The 19,060-nt window shown below is 58.4% G+C and carries 21 protein-coding genes; 10 read left to right on the top strand and 11 right to left on the bottom strand.

Going from position 1 to position 19,060, the window contains the following annotated elements; genetic code table 11:
- The 6 genes from ABLN94_RS03470 to ABLN94_RS03445 all read right to left on the bottom strand — a co-directional run bounded on the left by ABLN94_RS03470 (position 1) and on the right by ABLN94_RS03445 (position 5,733).
- Positions 1-1,152 carry an alpha-D-ribose 1-methylphosphonate 5-triphosphate diphosphatase gene (locus ABLN94_RS03470; RefSeq protein ID WP_352989196.1) on the bottom strand — a complete coding sequence of 384 codons (1,152 nt, stop codon included), beginning with the start codon at positions 1,150-1,152 and terminating at the stop codon, positions 1-3.
- Positions 1,149-1,922: an alpha/beta fold hydrolase gene (locus ABLN94_RS03465; RefSeq protein ID WP_352989193.1), complete on the bottom strand. Its 774-nt coding sequence runs from the start codon at positions 1,920-1,922 to the stop codon at positions 1,149-1,151. The genes ABLN94_RS03470 and ABLN94_RS03465 overlap by 4 nt, the downstream gene beginning before the upstream one ends.
- A gap of 38 nt (positions 1,923-1,960) precedes the next feature.
- Positions 1,961-2,803: a DMT family transporter gene (locus tag ABLN94_RS03460; RefSeq protein WP_352989191.1), complete on the bottom strand. Its 843-nt coding sequence runs from the start codon at positions 2,801-2,803 to the stop codon at positions 1,961-1,963.
- A 119-nt stretch (positions 2,804-2,922) separates the two neighbouring features.
- The gene (gene groL, locus ABLN94_RS03455) at positions 2,923-4,563 is read right to left on the bottom strand and encodes a chaperonin GroEL (protein WP_352989188.1); all 1,641 of its coding nucleotides are present in this window, start codon (positions 4,561-4,563) and stop codon (positions 2,923-2,925) included.
- 55 nt (positions 4,564-4,618) lie between these two features.
- Entirely contained in the window at positions 4,619-4,906 is a 288-nt protein-coding gene (groES, locus tag ABLN94_RS03450; protein WP_010441779.1) for a co-chaperone GroES, read from the bottom strand.
- A 152-nt stretch (positions 4,907-5,058) separates the two neighbouring features.
- Positions 5,059-5,733, bottom strand: a complete 675-nt coding sequence (locus ABLN94_RS03445; RefSeq protein WP_352989185.1) for a DUF2161 domain-containing phosphodiesterase — start codon at positions 5,731-5,733, stop codon at positions 5,059-5,061.
- Positions 5,734-5,868: 135 nt separating this feature from the next.
- On the opposite strand from ABLN94_RS03445, the gene ABLN94_RS03440 reads away from it, so the two are divergent.
- The 8 genes from ABLN94_RS03440 to ABLN94_RS03405 all read left to right on the top strand — a co-directional run bounded on the left by ABLN94_RS03440 (position 5,869) and on the right by ABLN94_RS03405 (position 13,562).
- Positions 5,869-6,849 (top strand): TraB/GumN family protein, encoded by a 981-nt coding sequence (locus ABLN94_RS03440; protein WP_352989183.1) that lies wholly within the window; start codon positions 5,869-5,871, stop codon positions 6,847-6,849.
- 110 nt (positions 6,850-6,959) lie between these two features.
- Positions 6,960-7,880 carry a manganese-dependent inorganic pyrophosphatase gene (locus tag ABLN94_RS03435; RefSeq protein WP_352989180.1) on the top strand — a complete coding sequence of 307 codons (921 nt, stop codon included), beginning with the start codon at positions 6,960-6,962 and terminating at the stop codon, positions 7,878-7,880.
- Positions 7,881-8,008: 128 nt separating this feature from the next.
- Entirely contained in the window at positions 8,009-9,085 is a 1,077-nt protein-coding gene (locus ABLN94_RS03430; protein WP_352989178.1) for a DUF389 domain-containing protein, read from the top strand.
- Positions 9,086-9,188: 103 nt separating this feature from the next.
- Entirely contained in the window at positions 9,189-10,064 is an 876-nt protein-coding gene (locus ABLN94_RS03425; RefSeq protein ID WP_352989176.1) for an HAD family hydrolase, read from the top strand.
- Between the two features lie 100 nt (positions 10,065-10,164).
- A complete protein-coding gene (locus ABLN94_RS03420) occupies positions 10,165-10,608 on the top strand; it encodes a MaoC family dehydratase (protein ID WP_170495882.1) in 444 nt (147 codons plus the stop codon).
- A gap of 517 nt (positions 10,609-11,125) precedes the next feature.
- Positions 11,126-12,058, top strand: a complete 933-nt coding sequence (locus ABLN94_RS03415; protein WP_352989174.1) for a bifunctional riboflavin kinase/FAD synthetase — start codon at positions 11,126-11,128, stop codon at positions 12,056-12,058.
- Complete coding sequence (locus ABLN94_RS03410; RefSeq protein ID WP_352989172.1) at positions 12,055-12,528, top strand: YcgN family cysteine cluster protein; 474 nt, start codon at positions 12,055-12,057, stop codon at positions 12,526-12,528. Before ABLN94_RS03415 ends, ABLN94_RS03410 begins: the two co-directional genes overlap by 4 nt.
- Positions 12,528-13,562 (top strand): threonine aldolase family protein, encoded by a 1,035-nt coding sequence (locus ABLN94_RS03405; RefSeq protein WP_352989170.1) that lies wholly within the window; start codon positions 12,528-12,530, stop codon positions 13,560-13,562. Before ABLN94_RS03410 ends, ABLN94_RS03405 begins: the two co-directional genes overlap by 1 nt.
- A gap of 10 nt (positions 13,563-13,572) precedes the next feature.
- Here ABLN94_RS03405 and ABLN94_RS03400 read toward each other — a convergent pair whose 3' ends face one another.
- Entirely contained in the window at positions 13,573-14,175 is a 603-nt protein-coding gene (locus ABLN94_RS03400; RefSeq protein ID WP_352989167.1) for a 2-hydroxychromene-2-carboxylate isomerase, read from the bottom strand.
- Positions 14,176-14,283: 108 nt separating this feature from the next.
- Between ABLN94_RS03400 and ABLN94_RS03395 the strand changes: the two genes are divergently transcribed.
- Together ABLN94_RS03395 and rpiB are read left to right on the top strand one after the other, a co-directional pair.
- Positions 14,284-15,303 carry a ribose-phosphate pyrophosphokinase gene (locus tag ABLN94_RS03395; protein WP_170495892.1) on the top strand — a complete coding sequence of 340 codons (1,020 nt, stop codon included), beginning with the start codon at positions 14,284-14,286 and terminating at the stop codon, positions 15,301-15,303.
- Between the two features lie 63 nt (positions 15,304-15,366).
- Positions 15,367-15,816, top strand: a complete 450-nt coding sequence (gene rpiB / locus ABLN94_RS03390) for a ribose 5-phosphate isomerase B (protein ID WP_352989164.1) — start codon at positions 15,367-15,369, stop codon at positions 15,814-15,816.
- Between the two features lie 30 nt (positions 15,817-15,846).
- Here the strand turns inward: rpiB and ABLN94_RS03385 are convergent, their stop codons facing one another.
- From ABLN94_RS03385 to ABLN94_RS03370, 4 genes are all read right to left on the bottom strand, one after another.
- On the bottom strand, positions 15,847-16,197 hold the full coding sequence (locus tag ABLN94_RS03385) for an H-type lectin domain-containing protein (protein ID WP_352989161.1): 351 nt from the start codon (positions 16,195-16,197) through the stop codon (positions 15,847-15,849).
- 117 nt (positions 16,198-16,314) lie between these two features.
- Positions 16,315-16,725 carry a F0F1 ATP synthase subunit epsilon gene (locus ABLN94_RS03380; RefSeq protein WP_352989159.1) on the bottom strand — a complete coding sequence of 137 codons (411 nt, stop codon included), beginning with the start codon at positions 16,723-16,725 and terminating at the stop codon, positions 16,315-16,317.
- Positions 16,726-16,737: 12 nt separating this feature from the next.
- Entirely contained in the window at positions 16,738-18,162 is a 1,425-nt protein-coding gene (gene atpD, locus ABLN94_RS03375; protein WP_352989157.1) for a F0F1 ATP synthase subunit beta, read from the bottom strand.
- An 18-nt stretch (positions 18,163-18,180) separates the two neighbouring features.
- Positions 18,181-19,056, bottom strand: a complete 876-nt coding sequence (locus tag ABLN94_RS03370; RefSeq protein WP_352989154.1) for a F0F1 ATP synthase subunit gamma — start codon at positions 19,054-19,056, stop codon at positions 18,181-18,183.
- Between the last annotated feature and the right edge of the window lie 4 nt (positions 19,057-19,060).

Here is a 19,060-nt window from a genome sequence, read left to right as displayed (position 1 = left end):
TCAGCCCACGAACCGTGCCGCGATATCTCCAGCCATATAGCTGACACGCCCACCTGCCAGCGTAGCCGCGACGCGATGCGTTTCGGCGTCTAGGATTACCAAATCGGCGCGTTGGCCATGGGCCAGCGTTCCGCGATCCCGCAGTCCAAGAACGCGGGCCGGTCCGGATGAGACCAGCGCCCATGCCCCTGCCAGATCTATCAAACCAGACTTGGCCAGCATCAGCGCGGCGCGACGCGGGCTGGGATAGTGGTAGTCCGAGGCAAGCGCATCACAATAGCCCATTGCAATAAGATCCAGCGCGCTGGCATTACCCTTGTGCGATCCACCGCGCACGACATTGGGCGAGCCCAGAATGATATAATCCCCAGCTGCGCGCGCGGCCTCGGCCGCTTCTGGCGTTTCTGGGAATTCGGCTATCTGCGCCCCCCGCGCGCGCCAATCGGCGCGGGTTTGGGCGGTAGTGTCGTCATGGCTGCCCATGCGGACGCCCTGCTCTGCTAGCACCGTGCAAAGGTCATCCAGCGCTCCCGGAACCTCAGCTGTACGGGCATGCATGGACAGAAGCATTTCGAAATGAACGTCGGGGTTCCGCCCCGCCTTCAAAGCCTGACCCGTCAAACGCGGCGGCTTGCGCCCTTCGGCTAGGCGGTCGTGCGGCAAATGATCGTTGAACACAACGTAAGGCACCTGCCATTTGGCAATCCGTTCAGGCAGGCCCGCATAGTCGTCCAGCATATGCGTCTCGAACCGCAATTGGGGCATCAGATCAGTGACAACGCGATCTTTTACCGAGGCGATGGCGTCAAAAACCTGCCCTGCAAATTTCGGGCCGCGCACCCCACCTTCCCAACTGTGAAACTGGGCCAGAACTGCAGTGGTTATACCATTCGCGGCCAGTTCGGCTTCGACCGAGAGGATCCCCTCCTCCATCTGTTTCATCGCCCCACGGCGGGGTGCGATGTGTCGCTCGAACCCATCCCCATGCAGATCAATGATGCCAGGCAGAACGAGGTAACCGGACAGATCGACCGAACGGCCAGTGTGATCAGACTGAATGACACCATCGGCCAGAGACAAATCGGCGCGCGTGATCCCTTGGTCCGGCAACAGCACCTCTGCGCCGGTCAGGGTCAGATTCAATGCGGTCATTGCGATAGCTCCGAAACAGGTTCTGAGCAGTCCTGCCCGATACAGATTTCGTCGATGATATCCATCACTCCATCTAGCCAGGTGATCTGCGGATCGAATTGGCCAAATTCGATGAAATGCAACGCCTGCGCCATCACACGGGGGTTGTTCATCATGAAGGTATGGGTCACCGGCAGAACGATATGATCCGCCATGCCCTCAACCTTTGTGGTCTCGATTGACACCTTGCCATCATCCCGGCCGTCAATCATTGACGAAAACAACGGATTTAAAGAGTTCTCACCCGCGATCACACCCAGCTCGAAATCTACTGGCGGCAATTTTCGCGGGATACCCTCGGGACCGGTACCCAGTGCCAACCCTGCAGGGCCATTCAGCATGCCGAACACCTCCCAAGCCCCCAGTTCATCTACCAACTGGCTGCCCTGGTTCGGCGGCCCAAGCATGACTACGCGACCCAAATTCTCGGGGTGATTGTCCTGTAGCCAATAGCGCAGCAGGATACCGCCCATCGAATGAGCAACGACGTTTACTGAGTCGTCCCCGCAGGATGCGAAAGCGTCCGGCAGGGTTTGATTGGCCAGTTCCGGGATTGGCAGGTCGGTCGACGGATAACCTGGACGAACGACCGTGTAGCCATGCGCCTGGAACAGCTGCTCCATGATGGTAAATGAGGCCTCGGTCCGCGCTAATCCATGCAGAAGCACCACGCATTTCGCTTGCGCGACGGCGGGAACAAGGAACAGAAACAGGGCGAGCAAGTATCTCATAGCCGCCAGATAAGGCTTAACCGGGCGCGATGAAACCCCTAGCGCGGTTTCAGGCGCAGGACAGCCAGCGCGATACCGCCCAACACCAGCACTGCCCCCAGGATCAGCCGAAGGCCGGCAATCTCTCCCAACAGCAGAACGCCACCAATGATGGCGATGATTGGCACGCTCAGTTGCACCACAGCTGCCGTACCGGGCGCCAGTTGCGGCAAGATACGATACCAGAGCGCATAGCCCATGCCGGACGTGATGCCGCCGGAAACTGCTGCCAGCACGTAGCCTGCCCCGGTCATCTGCCAATCCCCTCCGACCGCCAGAAGGGCCAGCGCAGTCACCGGCAATGCAACGACAAAATTGGCGGCCGTTCCGGCCAATGCGTCCGGCTCGGATCGCCCGACCAGTGAATAAATTCCCCAACCTATCCCGGCGGCGGTCATCAGAGCCGCTCCAATCAGGTCGACCTGCACTGCGCCCGATGGCCAAAGCACATAGGCCAATCCCGTCAACGCAATCGCAGCGCCAGCCAACTGACGAGCGGTTGGGGCGTTGCCTGTCACAGACGTCACCGCGAACATGGTGATCTGCACTACTCCGAACAAAATCAGCGCGCCCAGCCCGGCATCCAGTGTCAGATAGGCGACCGAGAACCCAATCATGTAAAGCGCGAGCGACCCGGCCCCGGCGACCCTGCGCCGATTACGCAACGGCAAATGGCCGGCCTTCAACCAAACCAGACAGGCCAGCACCACGGCCCCGGTTAGAACCCGAACCACAGCGAACCCCGCAGGATCGCTGGCACCGCTATCAATGGCCAGACGGTTCAGGATCGAATTCGCCGCAAAGGCGCACATGGTCAGGGCGGTGAGAAGGAAAAGTCTCATATCAATCGCATAGCGGTTTCATGGTGACTTGGACACTCACATACCTGCACGAGCGATAAAACAAAAAAACGGGGCCGCCCGAAGGCGACCCCGTCGTTAAGCACTATGGCCTAAGCAGCTTACATCATGCCGCCCATGCCGCCCATGTCGGGCATGCCGCCTGCGGCAGGCGCATCTTTCTGCGGCTTGTCAGCAACCATTGCTTCGGTGGTGACCAGCAGACCAGCAACCGATGCCGCATCTTCCAGAGCGGTACGGACAACTTTGGCCGGGTCGATGACGCCGAACGAGAACATGTCGCCATATTCTTCCGACTGCGCGTTGAAGCCGAAGGCAGCGTCCGAAGATTCGCGAACTTTGCCAGCAACAACCGCACCGTCAACACCTGCGTTCTCAGCGATCTGGCGCAGCGGCGCTTCGATAGCCTTACGAACGATGTTGATGCCTGCGTTCTGGTCAGCGTTTGCACCTTCCAGAGCTTCCAGTGCTTTACCGGCCTGAACCAGAGCAACACCACCGCCCACAACAACGCCTTCCTGAACGGCTGCGCGAGTTGCGTTCAGAGCATCGTCCACACGGTCTTTACGCTCTTTCACTTCAACTTCGGTCATGCCGCCGACGCGGATAACAGCAACACCGCCTGCCAGTTTGGCAACACGCTCTTGCAGCTTCTCACGGTCGTAGTCCGACGAAGTTTCTTCGATCTGGGTGCGGATCTGGGCAACACGTGCTTCGATCTCGGCTTTCTCGCCAGCACCGTCGACGATGGTGGTTTCGTCTTTGGTGATTTCGATTTTCTTGGCGGTGCCCAGCATGTCCATGGTGACGGACTCGAGCTTCATGCCCAGATCTTCGCTGATGACCTGACCGCCGGTCAGGATTGCGATGTCCTGCAGCATGGCTTTGCGGCGATCGCCGAAGCCCGGTGCTTTGACAGCAGCAATTTTCAGGCCGCCGCGCAGCTTGTTGACCACAAGGGTCGCCAGCGCTTCGCCTTCAACGTCCTCAGCAATGATCAGCAGCGGCTTTTGCGACTGGATCACCTGCTCGAGCAGCGGAACCATCGGCTGCAGCGAGGACAGTTTCTTTTCGTGCAGCAGGATCATGCAGTCGTCGAGCTCGGCGATCATCTTGTCTGCATTGGTGACGAAGTAGGGCGACAGGTAGCCACGGTCGAACTGCATACCTTCGACAACGTCGGTCTCGGTTTCCAGACCTTTGTTTTCTTCGACGGTGATAACGCCTTCGTTGCCAACCTTCTGCATCGCGTCTGCGATCTGCTGGCCGATTTCGGCTTCGCCGTTGGCCGAGATGGTGCCAACCTGAGCAACTTCTGCCGAGTCTTTGACTTCGCGCGAAGCGTCTTTGATGCCTTCAACAACTTTGGCAGTTGCCAGGTCGATGCCACGCTTCAGGTCCATCGGGTTCAGACCCGCTGCAACCTGCTTCAGACCTTCGCGGACGATGGCTTGGGCCAGAACGGTTGCGGTGGTGGTGCCGTCGCCGGCTTCGTCATTGGTGCGGCTGGCGACTTCTTTCACCATCTGCGCGCCCATGTTTTCGAACTTGTCTTCCAGTTCGATTTCCTTGGCAACCGAAACACCGTCTTTGGTGATGCGCGGTGCGCCGAAGGATTTGTCCAGAACCACGTTGCGGCCTTTGGGGCCCAGGGTCACTTTAACAGCATCGGCCAGGATGTTCACACCTGCCAGCATACGGTTACGGGCATCGGTGTCGAACTTGACGTCCTTTGCAGCCATGTCGTTTCTCCTCGAGAAAATGTATTGGAATGAAGATCAGAGAAAGCGCGCGGGCTTACTCGATGATCCCCATGATGTCGCTTTCTTTCATCATCAGCAGCTCTTCGCCGTTGACCTGAACCTCGGTGCCCGACCATTTGCCGAACAGGATCTTGTCACCAGCTTTTACAGCCATTGCGATCAGCTCGCCGCTGTCCTTACGCGCGCCTTCGCCGGTTGCGACGACTTCGCCTTCGCTGGGCTTTTCTTTAGCGCTGTCAGGAATGATCAGGCCGCCTGCGGTTTTCTCTTCGCTCTCTACGCGGCGAACCAGCACACGGTCATGAAGCGGTTTCAATGCCATCTTTGCAGCTCCTTGGGCTCAAAGTTTGTTTATCCTCCCCTCGCCGACTGACGAGGCATTAGCACTCGACCCTTGCGAGTGATAACGACGAATAGCTAGGGGGTCCAAATCCCCGAGTCAACAAGCTGTGATAGATTTTTTGTCAATCGGCCTCAGTTAGCCTGTTCCCAGCTGTAAGCCCAGTGTTTCAGACCCTCTTGTCCAGCAGAGGACAGGCCATAAACACCCTTTTCGATCTTGTCGAACCAACCATAGTGATTGTCTCGCATCAGGCGGGTAGCTTCCAAGACGCCGGTGGCTTTGGCCACGTCCGCTCCTTTGGTCGCGCCCCATTCGGCCAGATGCGCCGCGCATTTCAGTGCGTCCTGACGGTAGGCCGTGACAAGGCCGTGTCGTGTGGCGCCACCCGCATTCGGATCACCTTCCAGCCTTTCGAATTCACGCAGCAATCGCCCAGCCTTGGCTTTGTTCTTGCGCGGTGCGTAGGGGCCGGGATCACACTGAACCTCAACTGCGCCATCTGCGCGCACCGTGATCAGCCCAAGACCCAAACGCCGACACAATGCCAGATTGTCCTTTAGCGCCCGTCGGGCCGTACGACCTTTTGGCTTGCAGACGGCGATGTAAACCAGATCGGTTACTTTCAGACGTGTGATCGCCTGATGGAAAAGCGCCAGAGAGAACCGCAGCTTCAGTTCGACGATCACCGGCTCCTCACCTTTTCTAACGGCGACGATGTCGGCCGCGCCAACCTCGCCTTTGACGGTATAGCCCTGACGCTCCAACAACGCTTTGACGGGGGGATAAAGGTCCTGCTCACGCTCCATGACCGCATGCTAGGCTATTTGCTGTGGAATGCCAGACACAGATACGCCCGGCGACACAGCAAGTTACTTGAACCAACGCTTTGGTCGCGGCAAGGTCACGGAAGATATCTTTGCCGAGTTTACTGGATGGCCCCAATGCGTTTGTTGTTCCTTTTCGTTTCCTTGTTCCTGCCGATCAGCGCGTACGCGGCTTGTGAAGGACGTGATTTAAGAGCGGACTTGGCTCCCGAGCTGCAGGCCGAAATCGAACAGGCACTGGCCGAGACCCCATTTCCCGAAGGCAACCATTGGGTTGCATCCAAGGGCGACACGGTTTTGCACGTGATCGGAACTCTCCACAGCAACGACCCGCGCATGGATGCTGTGGTCGAGCGTCTGACTCCGGTGCTCAGCCAAGCCGACGCGTTTTACTTTGAAATCACCGAAGACAAGTTGAGCGACTTTGAAAAGAGTTTGGCCGGTGATCTCAGCCCTGTTCTGATCACGTCAGGGCCAACCCTTATCGACATGATGCCAGAGGATGACTGGGCCGCGCTATCAGCCGGACTGGCCGAGCGCGGCATCCCCAGCTGGATGGCCGCAAAAATGCGCCCGTGGTTTCTGAGCATGATGCTGGGCATCCCGCCATGTATGATGCAAGACCCAAACGCCAATCATGGTATGGACGCACGCCTGACCGATCTGGCCGAAGAACATGCCATTCCACAATTCTCGCTTGAAGAAATTGACGACCTGATGGCTATCTTCGACAGCCACCCCATAGAGAAACAGGTTCAATCCCTCGTGCGGATGGCTGATGCCCTTGAGGGTAGTGAAGACCAGTTGGCGACGATGGCAAATGCCTATATCGAAGAGCAGCACGGCGAGATCATTCAACTGGCGCGCCTACAGGGGCGCGACGCTTCCGGCCTGTCGCAAGAGACTTTTGATGAGGAGTGGGACGGGTTCGAACAGCAGCTTCTTATTGGGCGGAACAACAACTGGATGGAACACATTCTGGGCATTCAGGATCAGACAGCGGTGATCGCGGTCGGGGCCGGGCACCTGGGTGGTGAACACGGGCTTCTGAACCAGTTGCAGCAAGCCGGATACACTCTGACCCGCGCCCCGTTCTAACCAAGCACAAATAATATCAGACCAACCGTCGCAGCTTGCTCACTGCCGGGTGACAACCCCGGTAGAGCGCCCTATAAGGCGCGCAAATTTATCATCCTCAGGACGCTGACATGACAACCCTCGTATTTGGTCACAAATCCCCCGACACCGATTCCACCGGCTCTCCGATCCTTTGGTCGTGGTACCTGAACGAAGTCAAAGGCGAACAGGCCGAGCCCGTGCTACTGGGCGAACCCAACACCGAAGCCGCGTTCATGCTGCAGCGCTGGGACTTGCCCAAGCCGCGCATCATCGACGACGTCGAGGCTGACGCTCCGGTTGTCATCGTCGACACCAACAACCCGGCCGAATTGCCCGCCAGCGTCAACAGCGCCGACATCCGCGCCATCATCGACCACCACAAGCTGGTCGGCGGCCTGGAGACCAAAGGCCCGATCGACATTACTGTGCGCCCGCTGGCCTGCACCGCGACCATCATGGTCGACCTGATGGGCGACGACGCCACCAAGATGCCCGACGCCATCAAAGGCGCCGCGCTGACCTGCATTCTGTCGGACACGCTGGAATTCCGCTCGCCCACCACCACCGCGCATGACCGCGAAGTGGCAGAGAAATTGGCCGCCGATCTGGGCTTGGACGTTTCGGCCTATGCCGCTGACATGTTCGCGGCGAAATCGGATGTCTCGTCCTTTTCGGACGCCGAACTGATCCGCATGGACAGCAAAGAATACGAAGTCGACGGCACGAAGTTCCGCGTCTCGGTTCTGGAAACCACCGCACCGGGCGTCGTACTGGACCGCAAGGCCAGCCTGGCCGACTCGATGGTGGACGTTGCCAAGGAAGACAGCGTTGATCAGGTGCTGTTATTCGTAGTCGACATTCTGAACGAAGAGGCCACCCTGCTGGTCCCCAACGATCTGGTCAAAGGCGTGGCCGAGAAAAGCTTTGGCGCTTCGGTCGACGGCGATGCTGTGGTCCTGCCCGGTATCATGAGCCGGAAAAAGCAGATCATTCCGAACCTCAAAGTCTGATCTTCGGAACACATTAAAGAAAAGGCGTCCCAAGTGGGCGCCTTTTTTTCATTGCGGTGCAGGATTTGCGCAAACCGCTTCCGTTGCTACTCTGGTTGACACAAGCGGAACCGGATCAGATCCAACTTATGAGTACGCGTAAGTTAAGTATAACACGCAGCATCCTGCGGTTCGAAGGCAACGACATAGCGGCCTATTGGAGACGCTTTGCTATGCTGCTGACGCTGTCCGTCGTGATTGCCACGATGGGTATGCTGCGAAATTCCGGAGCGGTGGTCATCGCCGCGATGCTGGTGGCCCCGCTGATGACCCCTATTCTGGGCGTTGCTGCAGCCATGGTCATGGGCTGGTTGGCGCGCGCGTTTAACCTCGCCCTGATTGTTTGTGGGTCGGCGGTTTTGTGCGTTCTGCTCGCCTGGTGTCTTGTATATGTCGCTGACGTTCCGCGCGGCATCCTGATCCCCGATCAGGTTCTGGCCAGAACCGATCCCGGCACCGAGGATCTGATCGTCGCACTGGCCGCAGGCGTGGCGGGCGCATACGTACAGATCAATCGGTCCGAAGCCAGCCTGCTGCCCGGTGCGGCCATCGGCGTTTCGCTGGTGCCTCCGCTGTCGGCTTCGGGAGTTCTGCTCTATTTCGGTGAACCGGCCGAAGCCTATGAAGCAGGATTGCTATTCGCCACAAACTTGGGCGCGATCATCTTATCCGCTTGTGCAGTCTATATCATCTATGCGGCCCACTCGGTGGCGTTCAGCAAGGGACGTCGCAAATTGAATTTCACTGCCAGTGTGGTTGTGACGTTGGCCTTTCTGGCCTTCGTCGTGCTTCAACTGGGCAAATCCACCTATAACCGCTACCTCGAAACCCGAACCGAGGCGCAGCTTGCGCAAACTATCCGCGACTGGGCCGATCCGGTCTCGGTCGAAATCATCCGTGTCGATGTGAACGCAAAAAGCAAACACGCCGATATCTGGCTGATCGTCGACCTTCCGATAGAAGCGGCATACAAAGTCTCTTCGATAGTGGGGCTTTTACCAGAAAGCCTGCGCGAGACACCTCTGGTTGATGTCCTGCGAGAGGAACTGGGCCCCGGCTATCTGGTCGTCGTTCGCTTTCAGAACAGGATAGGCGCGCAGATCATTCTGGGCACCGATACAGTCCAGCAGGCACCAGACGTCGAAAAGATCACGGAAGAGAACTGACAGGCGTCGTATTTCAGCGGCTATCAACATTGCGGGATGGTCAAAACGCTCCAGCTTTGCGATAGCTGAGGCAACTTCAATATTTACTCCCCCGAGGCCTTCAATGACCCAGATCATCCATGCCCTTTCCGAAGTCTCCGACCGCTACAAGGCGCTGTTTGTCGACCTTTGGGGCTGTGTTCATAACGGTATCACCGCCTTCCCCGAGGCCGTCGCCGCCCTGCAAGACTACCGGGCGAAGGGCGGAGTTGTGGTGCTGGTCACGAACTCTCCGAAACCGCGCGCAGGCGTTGCTGAACAGTTGTTGCACTTCAATGTTCCTGCAGATGCTTATGACACCATCGCCACCAGCGGCGATTCCGCGCGATCTGCGATGTTCCGGGGTGAAGTTGGGCATAAGGTCTATTTCATGGGCGAATGGGAGCGGGATGCGGGGTTCTTCGAGCCGCTCAAACTGCTGCATCACCCAATCCACATTGAGCGCGTACCTCTGGATGAGGCCGAAGGGATCGTCTGCTGCGGTCCGTTTGATCCGATGGCAGACCCGGCGGTGAACCGACCGGATTTCCTCTATGCCAAGCAAAAGGGCATGAAACTGCTCTGTGCCAACCCCGATATCGTCGTTGACCGAGGCGAGGTTCGGGAATGGTGCGCGGGGGCATTGGCGAAGCTCTATACAGAGATGGGCGGAGAGAGCCTGTACTTCGGCAAGCCGCACCCGCCGATCTATGATCTGGCCCGCCGCCGACTTCAGGAACTGGGTCACGATGTGCCCGACGGCGACATTCTGGTGATCGGCGACGGCCCACATACCGACATTTTGGGGGGCATGGGAGAAGGGATTGATTCTCTGTTTATCTCGGGCGGATTGGCCGCTGCAGAAACAAAAACTGAGCACCATCCGCACCATGAATCGCTAACCGATTACATCGCAAGGGAAAATATAAATCCCACCTTTACGATTGGTCGCCTGAGATAAGCAGAAAAGGCTTGATTTTCTGCGCCTGCGAAGTAATAAAGTTGCCGAACAGGGGCGGCATTGATCTTTTTGTTGCTCAATGGATGCAAGTGAGGGCGACATGTTGGACAATCTTCCGCGCGGCACGATCTGTATTGAAGACATCGAAATGGGCATGACCCGTCACCTGCGCAAAGTGGTGACCGATGAAGATATCGAGATGTTTGCACAGGTCTCGACTGATCGGAATCCGGTACATCTGGACGATGACTATGCCCGCGATACGATTTTCGAAGGACGGATCGCGCACGGTATGCTGACGGCGGGCCTGATCTCGGCCGTGATTGGTGAGCAACTGCCCGGTCACGGCACGGTTTACATGGGCCAGTCGCTGAAATTCCTGGCCCCGGTGCGCCCCGGCGACATGGTGTATGCAGAGGTCAAGGTAATCGACATCGACTTTTCCAAGCGTCGGGTAAAACTGGATTGCCACTGCGCCGTGGATGGCAAAAAGGTGTTAATTGGCGAAGCGATGGTTCTGGCGCCATCCCGCAAGTTCGATTGACTTAAGCTGAACTAGAAAAGGGCGTCGCGTTGACGCCCTAACCTCTAGTGACAGTGAAAAGGCTCTTTGCCTGCGTGGTAACATTTGCGCAGAGAGGAGAATTCCGACGACAACCACCACCGCGCGCTGCCTCTTCATTGAATTAGAGACCAAGTTGTGGAATGGCGAAATTTGGCTACGTTGCCAGCTAGCAAACCAAACACGAGAGAAGCATCAACTTTTTAGCTACGCAATATCTACCTTTAGCCAAGGCTTGTTAGTGAAGTTTAGCATTCTCCTGTGGAAGACTGAGGTTGTGTTCTGCAATGCCGAGGGTGACTACTCGGGCAGATTGAACGGAACAGTCTGCCGCACAGCACAACCACTGAATTGACGCACAATGCACGCCCCTCCGCACGCGGCCAAACTAGCAGATGCGACGTATCGGGACCGGGTCAGACAACTTGCGACCGGCCATTGATGACCTAACCACAATCATACGCTTGAACCCGCCCCGCAGTCCCGTTAGGCAAGCGCTATGCGCATCATCCGGGATTTTCAATTCACCGAGCCTGAAGACCGCGGCGCCAGCGTGGCGATCGGGAATTTTGACGGCGTTCATGTTGGCCACCAGTCGGTGATCGAACTCGCGCGCAATGCCGCCCCCAACGCGCCATTGGGCGTGCTGACATTCGAGCCGCACCCGCGCGAATATTTCGCGCCCGACGCCCCACCCTTTCGCCTTATGCGCGGCAACGCGCGCGCGCACCGGCTGGAAAAGCTGGGCGTACGCAAACTATATGAGCTGCCCTTCAACGCGGCTCTGGCGGGACTAACGCCAGAGGAATTCGCCCGTAACGTGATCTGCGACGGATTGGGACTGTCGCATGTGGTGGTGGGCGCTGATTTCTGTTTCGGAAAGGGCCGCAGCGGAACAGCGGATGATATGGTCCGGTTTGGGCAGGAGATGGGCTTTGGCGTCACCATCGCCCCGCTTATGGAGCGGTCCGAGAATGTGGTCTCATCAACGGCGATCCGCACGGCTTTGACCGAAGGCCGCCCCAGCGATGCAGCTGCGATGCTAGGACACTGGCACCGGATCGAAGGTGAGGTGGTCGGTGGCGAACAGCGCGGTCGAGAGCTGGGTTTTCCCACGGCGAACATGTCTATCGAAGGGCTGCACCCGCCAAAATTTGGCGTATACGCGGTGCTGGTCGATGTTTTGGACGGCCCGCATCTGGGCAGCTATCACGGCGCGGCCTCGGTTGGGACGCGGCCGATGTTCAACGGCGAGGTGCCCAATATCGAAACCTTCCTGTTCGATTTTTCGGGCGATCTTTACGGCGCGACCCTGTCGGTTGGATTGGTCGAGTATCTGCGCCCCGAAATGACCTTTGATGGGCTGGACGGTCTGGTTGCCCAGATGGACACCGATTGCGACAAGGCCCGCGCCCTGCTGGCAGCGCTATGACCACCGACCCCATAGATCGAGATGGCCTGAGTCCCCGATTCTGGGAACGCAAACCGCTGAGTAAGATGAACCAGCGCGAATGGGAGGCTCTGTGCGACGGTTGCGGCAAGTGCTGCCTGAACAAGCTGGAGGATGAGGACACCGGCGAAGTCGCCCTCACCTGCGTCGCCTGCCGCTTGCTGGATGATGAGAGCTGCCGCTGCACGCAATACGACATCCGCCATCAGTTCGTGCCGGAATGTATCGTGATGAAGCCCGAAAACATCGACGACCACGCCTACTGGCTGCCGCAGACCTGCGCCTATCGGCTGCTGTGGGAAGGGAAACCTCTTTACGACTGGCACCCTTTGATATCTGGTACACCAGATAGCGTGCACGCCGCTGGAATCTCGGTTCAGAGGCGCACGGTGTCCGAATTCGAAACACCCGTCGAAGAATGGGAAGACTACATTATTGAGGAGCCCAACTGATGTATTTCGCTTCCGACAATTCCGGCCCGGTCCACCCTCGGGTCATGGCCGCATTGAACGAAGCCAATCAGGGGTATCAGATGGCCTACGGGGCCGACACTCTGATGAACGAAGTGCGGGATCGCATTCGTGGAATTTTCGAGGCTCCGGGCGCGGCAGTGTATCTGGTGGCCACCGGGACGGCGGCCAACGTGCTGGCGCTCTCAACACTGGCAAACCCGTGGGAGACGATCTTTTGCTCTCCCGTCGCTCATATCCACGAGGATGAATGCAATTCCCCGGAATTCTACAGCGGCGCCAAACTGACGCTCGTGCCCGGTGGCGACAAGATGGCGCCCGAAGCCCTGCGCCAGTCTATTCTGGCCGAAGAAACGCGCGGCGTTCATGGTCCACAGCGGGGGCCGGTTTCGATCACGCAGGTTACTGAACGCGGTTCGGTCTATTCGCTGGGTGAGTTGCAGGCGTTGTGTGACGTAGCCAAGGAATACGGCCTCCCCGTTCATCTGGATGGAGCACGGTTCACCAATGCACTGGTGGCGCTGAATTGTTCCCCGGCCGAAATGACATGGAAATCCGGCGTTGATGCGGTAAGTTTTGGCGGTACCAAGAACGGGCTGATGGGGGTCGAGGCGGTTGTCTTCTTCGACGAAGAGAAGGCCTGGGAATTCGAGTTACGGCGCAAGCGCGGCGCGCATCTGTTTTCCAAGCACCGCTATTTGTCAGCGCAAATGGCGGCCTATTTGCAGGACGACCTCTGGCTGCAAATGGCACGTCAGGCCAATGCCAATTGCGCGCGTCTGGCCGACGGCTTACGCGCCAAGGGCGCGACATTCCTGCACGAGCCACAGGCCAATATGATCTTTGCCAAGTTCTCGCGCGCCCGGCACAAGCAACTGCACGAGGCCGGGGCGGTCTACCACCTGTGGGGAGCCGAGTTGGACGGGGCAGATGATGAAGAGATCCTCGCCTGCCGCCTCGTCTGTGACTGGTCGATCAGCGCGGACGATATCGACCAGTTCCTTGCTCTAATCTAGGAATTACCTGTCAGCCCTTCATCTCGGTCAGGTGCCGGTCCAAATCATCCAGACGGTCTTGCCCCCAGAACCGTTGATCGTCTTCGGTGATGTAGAACGGCGCACCAAAGACGCCCCGATCGACGGCCTCTTCCAGATTTGCGGCGTAGGTCTCGGCACCGACCAGCAGACCGCTATCGGCAAGTTTTGGATCAAACCCGGCCTGTGACAGGCAATCGCGGATCACATCGTCCTGAGCGATGTCCTTTTCCTCGGCCCAGCAGGCGCGTAGCAGGAACTGGACGAGTTTACCCACGTCACCAGAGCCGTCTTTCGCTGCGGCGATCACCGCGTAAGAGGACGGGGCCATATTCGTCGGCCAATGCGCCGGTTGCAGATTAAACGCCATGCCCAGATTCCTTGACTGACGCAGCAGTTCCTGTGCACGGTACTCATTGCGTGACTTATGGCGATCCTTGGGGGGTGTTCCCCCCGTGCGCCCAAACAACGACATGATGTCCAACGGCTTATAGTTGATCGTTGCACCATGCTTGACCGCGACCTCTTCCAACCGCCCACCTGCCAGATATGTGAATGGCGAAATTGTCGCAAAATAGTAGTCAATCTGAGCCATGTGCACTTTCTCCCCTGCGTTACCTTTGCTGGACGGTAAGGCCATGCTAAGCGGTGTCAACATCACGAATCTGTCACATTTGCCATTGCTGCCCGGGGACCTCAGCCGATGCCGACACTCAACGAACCCAAGCTAATAGCTGGGAACGCAAACCTTCCGCTTGCCGAATCCATTGCTCGCCGCATGAGCCTGTATCGCGGCGTCGATCAGGGTCTGGTCGATGCGCGGGTCGAGCGATTCAACGATGGCGAGATTTTCGTCGAAGTTTTCGAAAACGTCCGCGGCGAGGATATGTTCATTGTCCAGCCGACCTCGAACCCGGCCAACGACAACCTGATGGAATTGCTGATCATTGCCGATGCTCTGCGCCGCTCCTCGGCGCAGCGGATCACCGCTGTGATCCCTTACTTCGGCTACGCCCGTCAGGACCGCCGCACCAAGGCCCGCACGCCTATCTCTGCAAAACTGGTCGCCAACATGTTGACCGGCGCGGGGATTGAGCGGGTGCTGACCATGGACCTGCACGCCGCTCAGATTCAGGGTTTCTTCGATATTCCGGTGGACAACCTCTACGCTTCGCCGATCTTTGCACTGGACGTGAAACACCAGTTCAAGGACAGCCTGGATGAACTTATGGTTGTGTCACCCGACGTGGGTGGTGTGGCCCGTGCCCGCGAACTTGCCAAGCGCATCAACGCCCCCCTGTCGATCGTCGACAAACGCCGCGAAAAGGCCGGCGAAGTGGCCGAGATGACCGTGATCGGCGATGTCAAAGACAAGATCTGCCTGATCGTGGACGATATGTGTGACACCGCCGGTACACTCTGCAAAGCGGCGCAGGTGCTGCTGGATAACGGCGCGAAAGAGGTCCACTCCTACATCACTCACGGCGTCATGAGCGGCCCCGCGGTCGAGCGCGTGACGAACTCCGTGATGAAATCTTTGGTTCTAACCGACACGATCCAGCCAACCAAAGAGATCGCCAAGGCCAAGAACATCCGGATCGTGCCGACTGCCCCGATCTTTACGCAGGCCATCCTGAACATCTGGAACGGAACCAGTGTGTCTTCCCTGTTCGAGGATAAGACCCTGACTCCGATCTATGAATCCATGTACCACATGGACTAATTCTGATGGGTGTCCGGGTGGCCACCCATTTCACTTTCACTCCTACAAAGGCAGGACGTTTCCGTGACCGCCACCAAACGTATCGTTCTCTCCAGCGACCATGCAGCTATCGAACTGCGTCAGACCGTTGCCAATCACGTTGCGGCGCAGGGCTGGGACGTGGTCGATATCGGCCCCACTACCCCTGAAAGCACCCACTACCCCCTGCACGGCAAGGCCGCCGCGCAAGCCGTCGCTTCGGGCGATTGCGAGCTTGGGATCATCCTGTGCGGCACCGGTCAGGGCATCATGATGGCGGCCAACAAAGTACCAAGCATCCGCTGCGGCGTGTGCTCGGACGCATTCTCGGCCCGGATGATCCGTGAACACAACAACGCCAACATGCTGTCCATCGGCGCACGTGTTGTCGGGGAAGGCCAGGCGCTGGACATCGTCGACGCATTTCTCTCCGCCGAATTTGAGGGCGGCCGTCACGCAACACGCGTAGACATGATCGAGCCACAAGACGGCTGACACCTTTTCTGGCGCGCCTCTGACAGCGCGCTAGGAAATATCCCAATCATCCTCATGCGCGACCTCTCCAAGCGCAGTCCAGTTCACCCGTATCCGCGCGATACGGGTGTCAGACCAAGTCCGGAAGACGGCAACAAACCCTTCCTTGGTAATGTTCTCCGTTGTCACTTCAGCACGCAGGGCCGAGGACGTGTCGACATCCCAAAGAGACACGCCGATCTGTACCACCGGCGCCGAGCGGAACGGTTGACTGAATGTGATGGCTGAGCACCGTTCGCGCGGCCCCTCACCTGTCCACATATCGCCTCCATCAGCGAAATCAGAAAACAGCACTGCCTCGCCTTGGTCGACGCCAATCGGGTGGGTTCGAAAAGCCTTCATACTATCATCTTTATTATTTTATTTCTTGAGCTTAACCCGCGATCTGGACAAAAGCACGACAAAAAAACGGCCCTGCACAAGCAGAGCCGTTTCTAAATCTCAAGAACTGAACGAACCTTACAGGCTCATATGGGTCCCAAGGGCTTCCATGTCGGCCAGCAGCTTGGCGGCGTCGTCGACGATGGTTTGATCATCGCCTTCCTTCGCCGCTTCGTGCGATGCCCGCGCCTCTGCGATCAGATCGTCAAGATGCGTGCGGGTCACTTCGGCTACCGGAATGGCCTTTTCGGCCAGTACCGACAGGCCATCGCCATTGATCTGGGCAAACCCACCGGTGACCAGGTATTCGCTGGAGCCTTCGGGTGCCTCGACCTTCAGTATGCCCGGGCGCAGCGTCGTGATTGTGGGGGCATGATCGGGCATCGCCGTCATGTCCCCGTCCGCGCCGGGAATCTGGACCGCGGTGGCCGCGAGCGAAGCAAGGCTCCGCTCGGGGCTGACGAGGTCGAATTGCATCGTGTTTGCCATCAGGGATACTCCTTAGGCGGCTTCTGCGGCCATCTTCTCGGCTTTGGCGATCACTTCTTCGATGCCGCCAACCATCAGGAAGGCCGCTTCGGGCAGGTGATCGTATTCACCGGCCACAACGGCCTTGAACGACGAGATGGTGACATCCAGAGGAACCTGAACGCCCGGCGAACCGGTGAAGACTTCGGCCACGTCGAACGGCTGCGACAGGAAGCGTTCGATCTTACGGGCACGGGCCACGGTCAGTTTGTCCTCTTCCGACAGTTCGTCCATGCCGAGGATGGCGATGATGTCCTGCAGCGACTTGTAGCGCTGGAGGATCTGCTGAACGTCGGTCGCAACCTTGTAATGCTCTTCACCAACGATGGCCGGGTCGAGCAGACGCGAGGTCGAGTCGAGCGGGTCAACCGCCGGGTAGATACCCTTTTCCGAGATCGCACGGTTAAGAACGGTGGTCGCATCCAAGTGAGCAAACGAGGTTGCCGGCGCGGGGTCGGTAAGGTCGTCCGCAGGCACGTAGATCGCCTGAACCGAGGTGATCGAGCCCGACTTGGTCGAGGTGATGCGTTCCTGCAGGGCACCCATGTCGGTGGCCAGTGTCGGCTGGTAACCCACCGCCGAAGGAATACGACCCAGCAGAGCCGAAACCTCGGAGCCCGCCTGCGTGAAGCGGAAGATGTTGTCGACGAAGAACAGAACGTCGGTACCGGACTGGTCGCGGAACTGCTCGGCCAGGGTCAGACCGGTCAGAGCAACACGTGCACGGGCTCCCGGAGGTTCGTTCATCTGACCGTAAACCAGGGCCACCTGCGATTCCGACAGGTTGTCCGGCTTGATCACGTTCGATTCGATCATCTCGTGGTACAGATCGTTCCCTTCACGGGTCCGTTCGCCAACACCCGCGAACACCGAGAAGCCCGAGTGCACTTTTGCGATGTTGTTGATCAGTTCCATGATCAAAACGGTTTTACCAACGCCGGCACCGCCGAACAGGCCGATCTTACCGCCTTTGGCGTAAGGGGCCAGCAGGTCGACGACCTTGATGCCGGTCACCAGAACTTCGGACTCGGTCGACTGTTCCGCGAAGGTCGGTGCGGGCTGGTGGATCGCGCGGGCCTCAGATGCTTCAACCGGGCCTTTTTCGTCGATCGGCTCACCAACCACGTTCAGGATGCGGCCCAGGGTGGCGTTACCAACCGGAACCGAGATCGGTGCGCCGGTGTCGGTGACCGCTTCGCCGCGGACCAGACCTTCGGTCGCGTCCATCGCGATGGTGCGGACAGTGTTTTCACCCAGGTGCTGAGCAACTTCCAACACCAGGCGCTTGCCATTGTTGGTGGTTTCCAGCGCGTTCAGAATTTCAGGCAGTGCGTCATCGAACTGCACGTCGACGACGGCCCCGATGATCTGTGTGACTTTGCCTTTTGCATTCGCCATGTTTCGTCTCCGGTTTTCTTACAGCGCTTCGGCGCCGGAAATAATTTCAATCAGCTCGTTGGTGATCACGGCCTGACGCGAGCGGTTGAACTGGATCGTCAGCTTGTCGATCATCTCACCCGCGTTGCGTGTCGCGTTGTCCATTGCGGACATCCGTGCACCCTGTTCAGACGCTCCGTTTTCGAGCAGAGCCGAGAAGATCGCGGTCGCAACCCCCTTGGGCAGCAGGTCGGCCAGAATGGCCTCTTCGCTGGGCTCGTAGTCGAAGATGGCACCGCTGTCGTCACCCTCGGTGTCCTCGAACGAGGCGGGGATGACCTGCTGTGCCGTCGGGATCTGGGTCACGACGTTGACGAACTTCGAGTAGAAGATCGTGGCAACATCGAACTCACCCCCGTCAAAGCGGGACAGGATGTCCCTGGCGATGTCCTGCGCGTTGGAATAGCCCAGACGCTTGACCTCGCTCAGGTCGATATGTCCAACGAACAGATCGCCAAAATCACGCTTGAGCGCGTCGCGGCCTTTCTTGCCGACGGTCAGAACCTTGACCGTTTTGCCCTTGCCGCGCAGCTCTTCCGCCTTTTGGCGGGCCAGCTTGGCGATGTTCGAGTTGAAGCCGCCGCACAGGCCGCGTTCAGCTGTCATGACAACCAGCAGATGGACATCATCGCTGCCCGTACCACGGAGCAGCTTGGGGGCGCTGTCGCTGCCCCCGACCGACGCCGCCAGCCCCGCCATCACAGCATTGAACTGCTCGGCATAGGGGCGCGAGGCTTCGGCAGATTCCTGGGCGCGGCGCAGTTTTGCTGCCGCGACCATCTGCATGGCCTTGGTGATCTTGCGGGTCGATTTGACCGACTCGATCCTGTTTTTAAGGTCCTTAAGATTTGGCATATGC

The sequence above is a fragment of the Ruegeria sp. SCP11 genome (genome assembly GCF_040329455.1).
Taxonomy (GTDB): domain Bacteria; phylum Pseudomonadota; class Alphaproteobacteria; order Rhodobacterales; family Rhodobacteraceae; genus Ruegeria; species Ruegeria atlantica_E.
This window is presented reverse-complemented; position numbering and strand designations above follow the sequence as displayed.

Coding starts and splice junctions, on each gene's coding strand:
- ABLN94_RS03470 (WP_352989196.1), bottom strand. CDS start 1,152: ATGACCGCATTGAATCTGACCCTGACCGGCGCAGAGGTGCTGTTGCCG.
- ABLN94_RS03465 (WP_352989193.1), bottom strand. CDS start 1,922: ATGAGATACTTGCTCGCCCTGTTTCTGTTCCTTGTTCCCGCCGTCGCG.
- ABLN94_RS03460 (WP_352989191.1), bottom strand. CDS start 2,803: ATGAGACTTTTCCTTCTCACCGCCCTGACCATGTGCGCCTTTGCGGCG.
- groL (WP_352989188.1), bottom strand. CDS start 4,563: ATGGCTGCAAAGGACGTCAAGTTCGACACCGATGCCCGTAACCGTATG.
- groES (WP_010441779.1), bottom strand. CDS start 4,906: ATGGCATTGAAACCGCTTCATGACCGTGTGCTGGTTCGCCGCGTAGAG.
- ABLN94_RS03445 (WP_352989185.1), bottom strand. CDS start 5,733: ATGGAGCGTGAGCAGGACCTTTATCCCCCCGTCAAAGCGTTGTTGGAG.
- ABLN94_RS03440 (WP_352989183.1), top strand. CDS start 5,869: ATGCGTTTGTTGTTCCTTTTCGTTTCCTTGTTCCTGCCGATCAGCGCG.
- ABLN94_RS03435 (WP_352989180.1), top strand. CDS start 6,960: ATGACAACCCTCGTATTTGGTCACAAATCCCCCGACACCGATTCCACC.
- ABLN94_RS03430 (WP_352989178.1), top strand. CDS start 8,009: ATGAGTACGCGTAAGTTAAGTATAACACGCAGCATCCTGCGGTTCGAA.
- ABLN94_RS03425 (WP_352989176.1), top strand. CDS start 9,189: ATGACCCAGATCATCCATGCCCTTTCCGAAGTCTCCGACCGCTACAAG.
- ABLN94_RS03420 (WP_170495882.1), top strand. CDS start 10,165: ATGTTGGACAATCTTCCGCGCGGCACGATCTGTATTGAAGACATCGAA.
- ABLN94_RS03415 (WP_352989174.1), top strand. CDS start 11,126: ATGCGCATCATCCGGGATTTTCAATTCACCGAGCCTGAAGACCGCGGC.
- ABLN94_RS03410 (WP_352989172.1), top strand. CDS start 12,055: ATGACCACCGACCCCATAGATCGAGATGGCCTGAGTCCCCGATTCTGG.
- ABLN94_RS03405 (WP_352989170.1), top strand. CDS start 12,528: ATGTATTTCGCTTCCGACAATTCCGGCCCGGTCCACCCTCGGGTCATG.
- ABLN94_RS03400 (WP_352989167.1), bottom strand. CDS start 14,175: ATGGCTCAGATTGACTACTATTTTGCGACAATTTCGCCATTCACATAT.
- ABLN94_RS03395 (WP_170495892.1), top strand. CDS start 14,284: ATGCCGACACTCAACGAACCCAAGCTAATAGCTGGGAACGCAAACCTT.
- ABLN94_RS03385 (WP_352989161.1), bottom strand. CDS start 16,197: ATGAAGGCTTTTCGAACCCACCCGATTGGCGTCGACCAAGGCGAGGCA.
- ABLN94_RS03380 (WP_352989159.1), bottom strand. CDS start 16,725: ATGGCAAACACGATGCAATTCGACCTCGTCAGCCCCGAGCGGAGCCTT.
- atpD (WP_352989157.1), bottom strand. CDS start 18,162: ATGGCGAATGCAAAAGGCAAAGTCACACAGATCATCGGGGCCGTCGTC.
- ABLN94_RS03370 (WP_352989154.1), bottom strand. CDS start 19,056: ATGCCAAATCTTAAGGACCTTAAAAACAGGATCGAGTCGGTCAAATCG.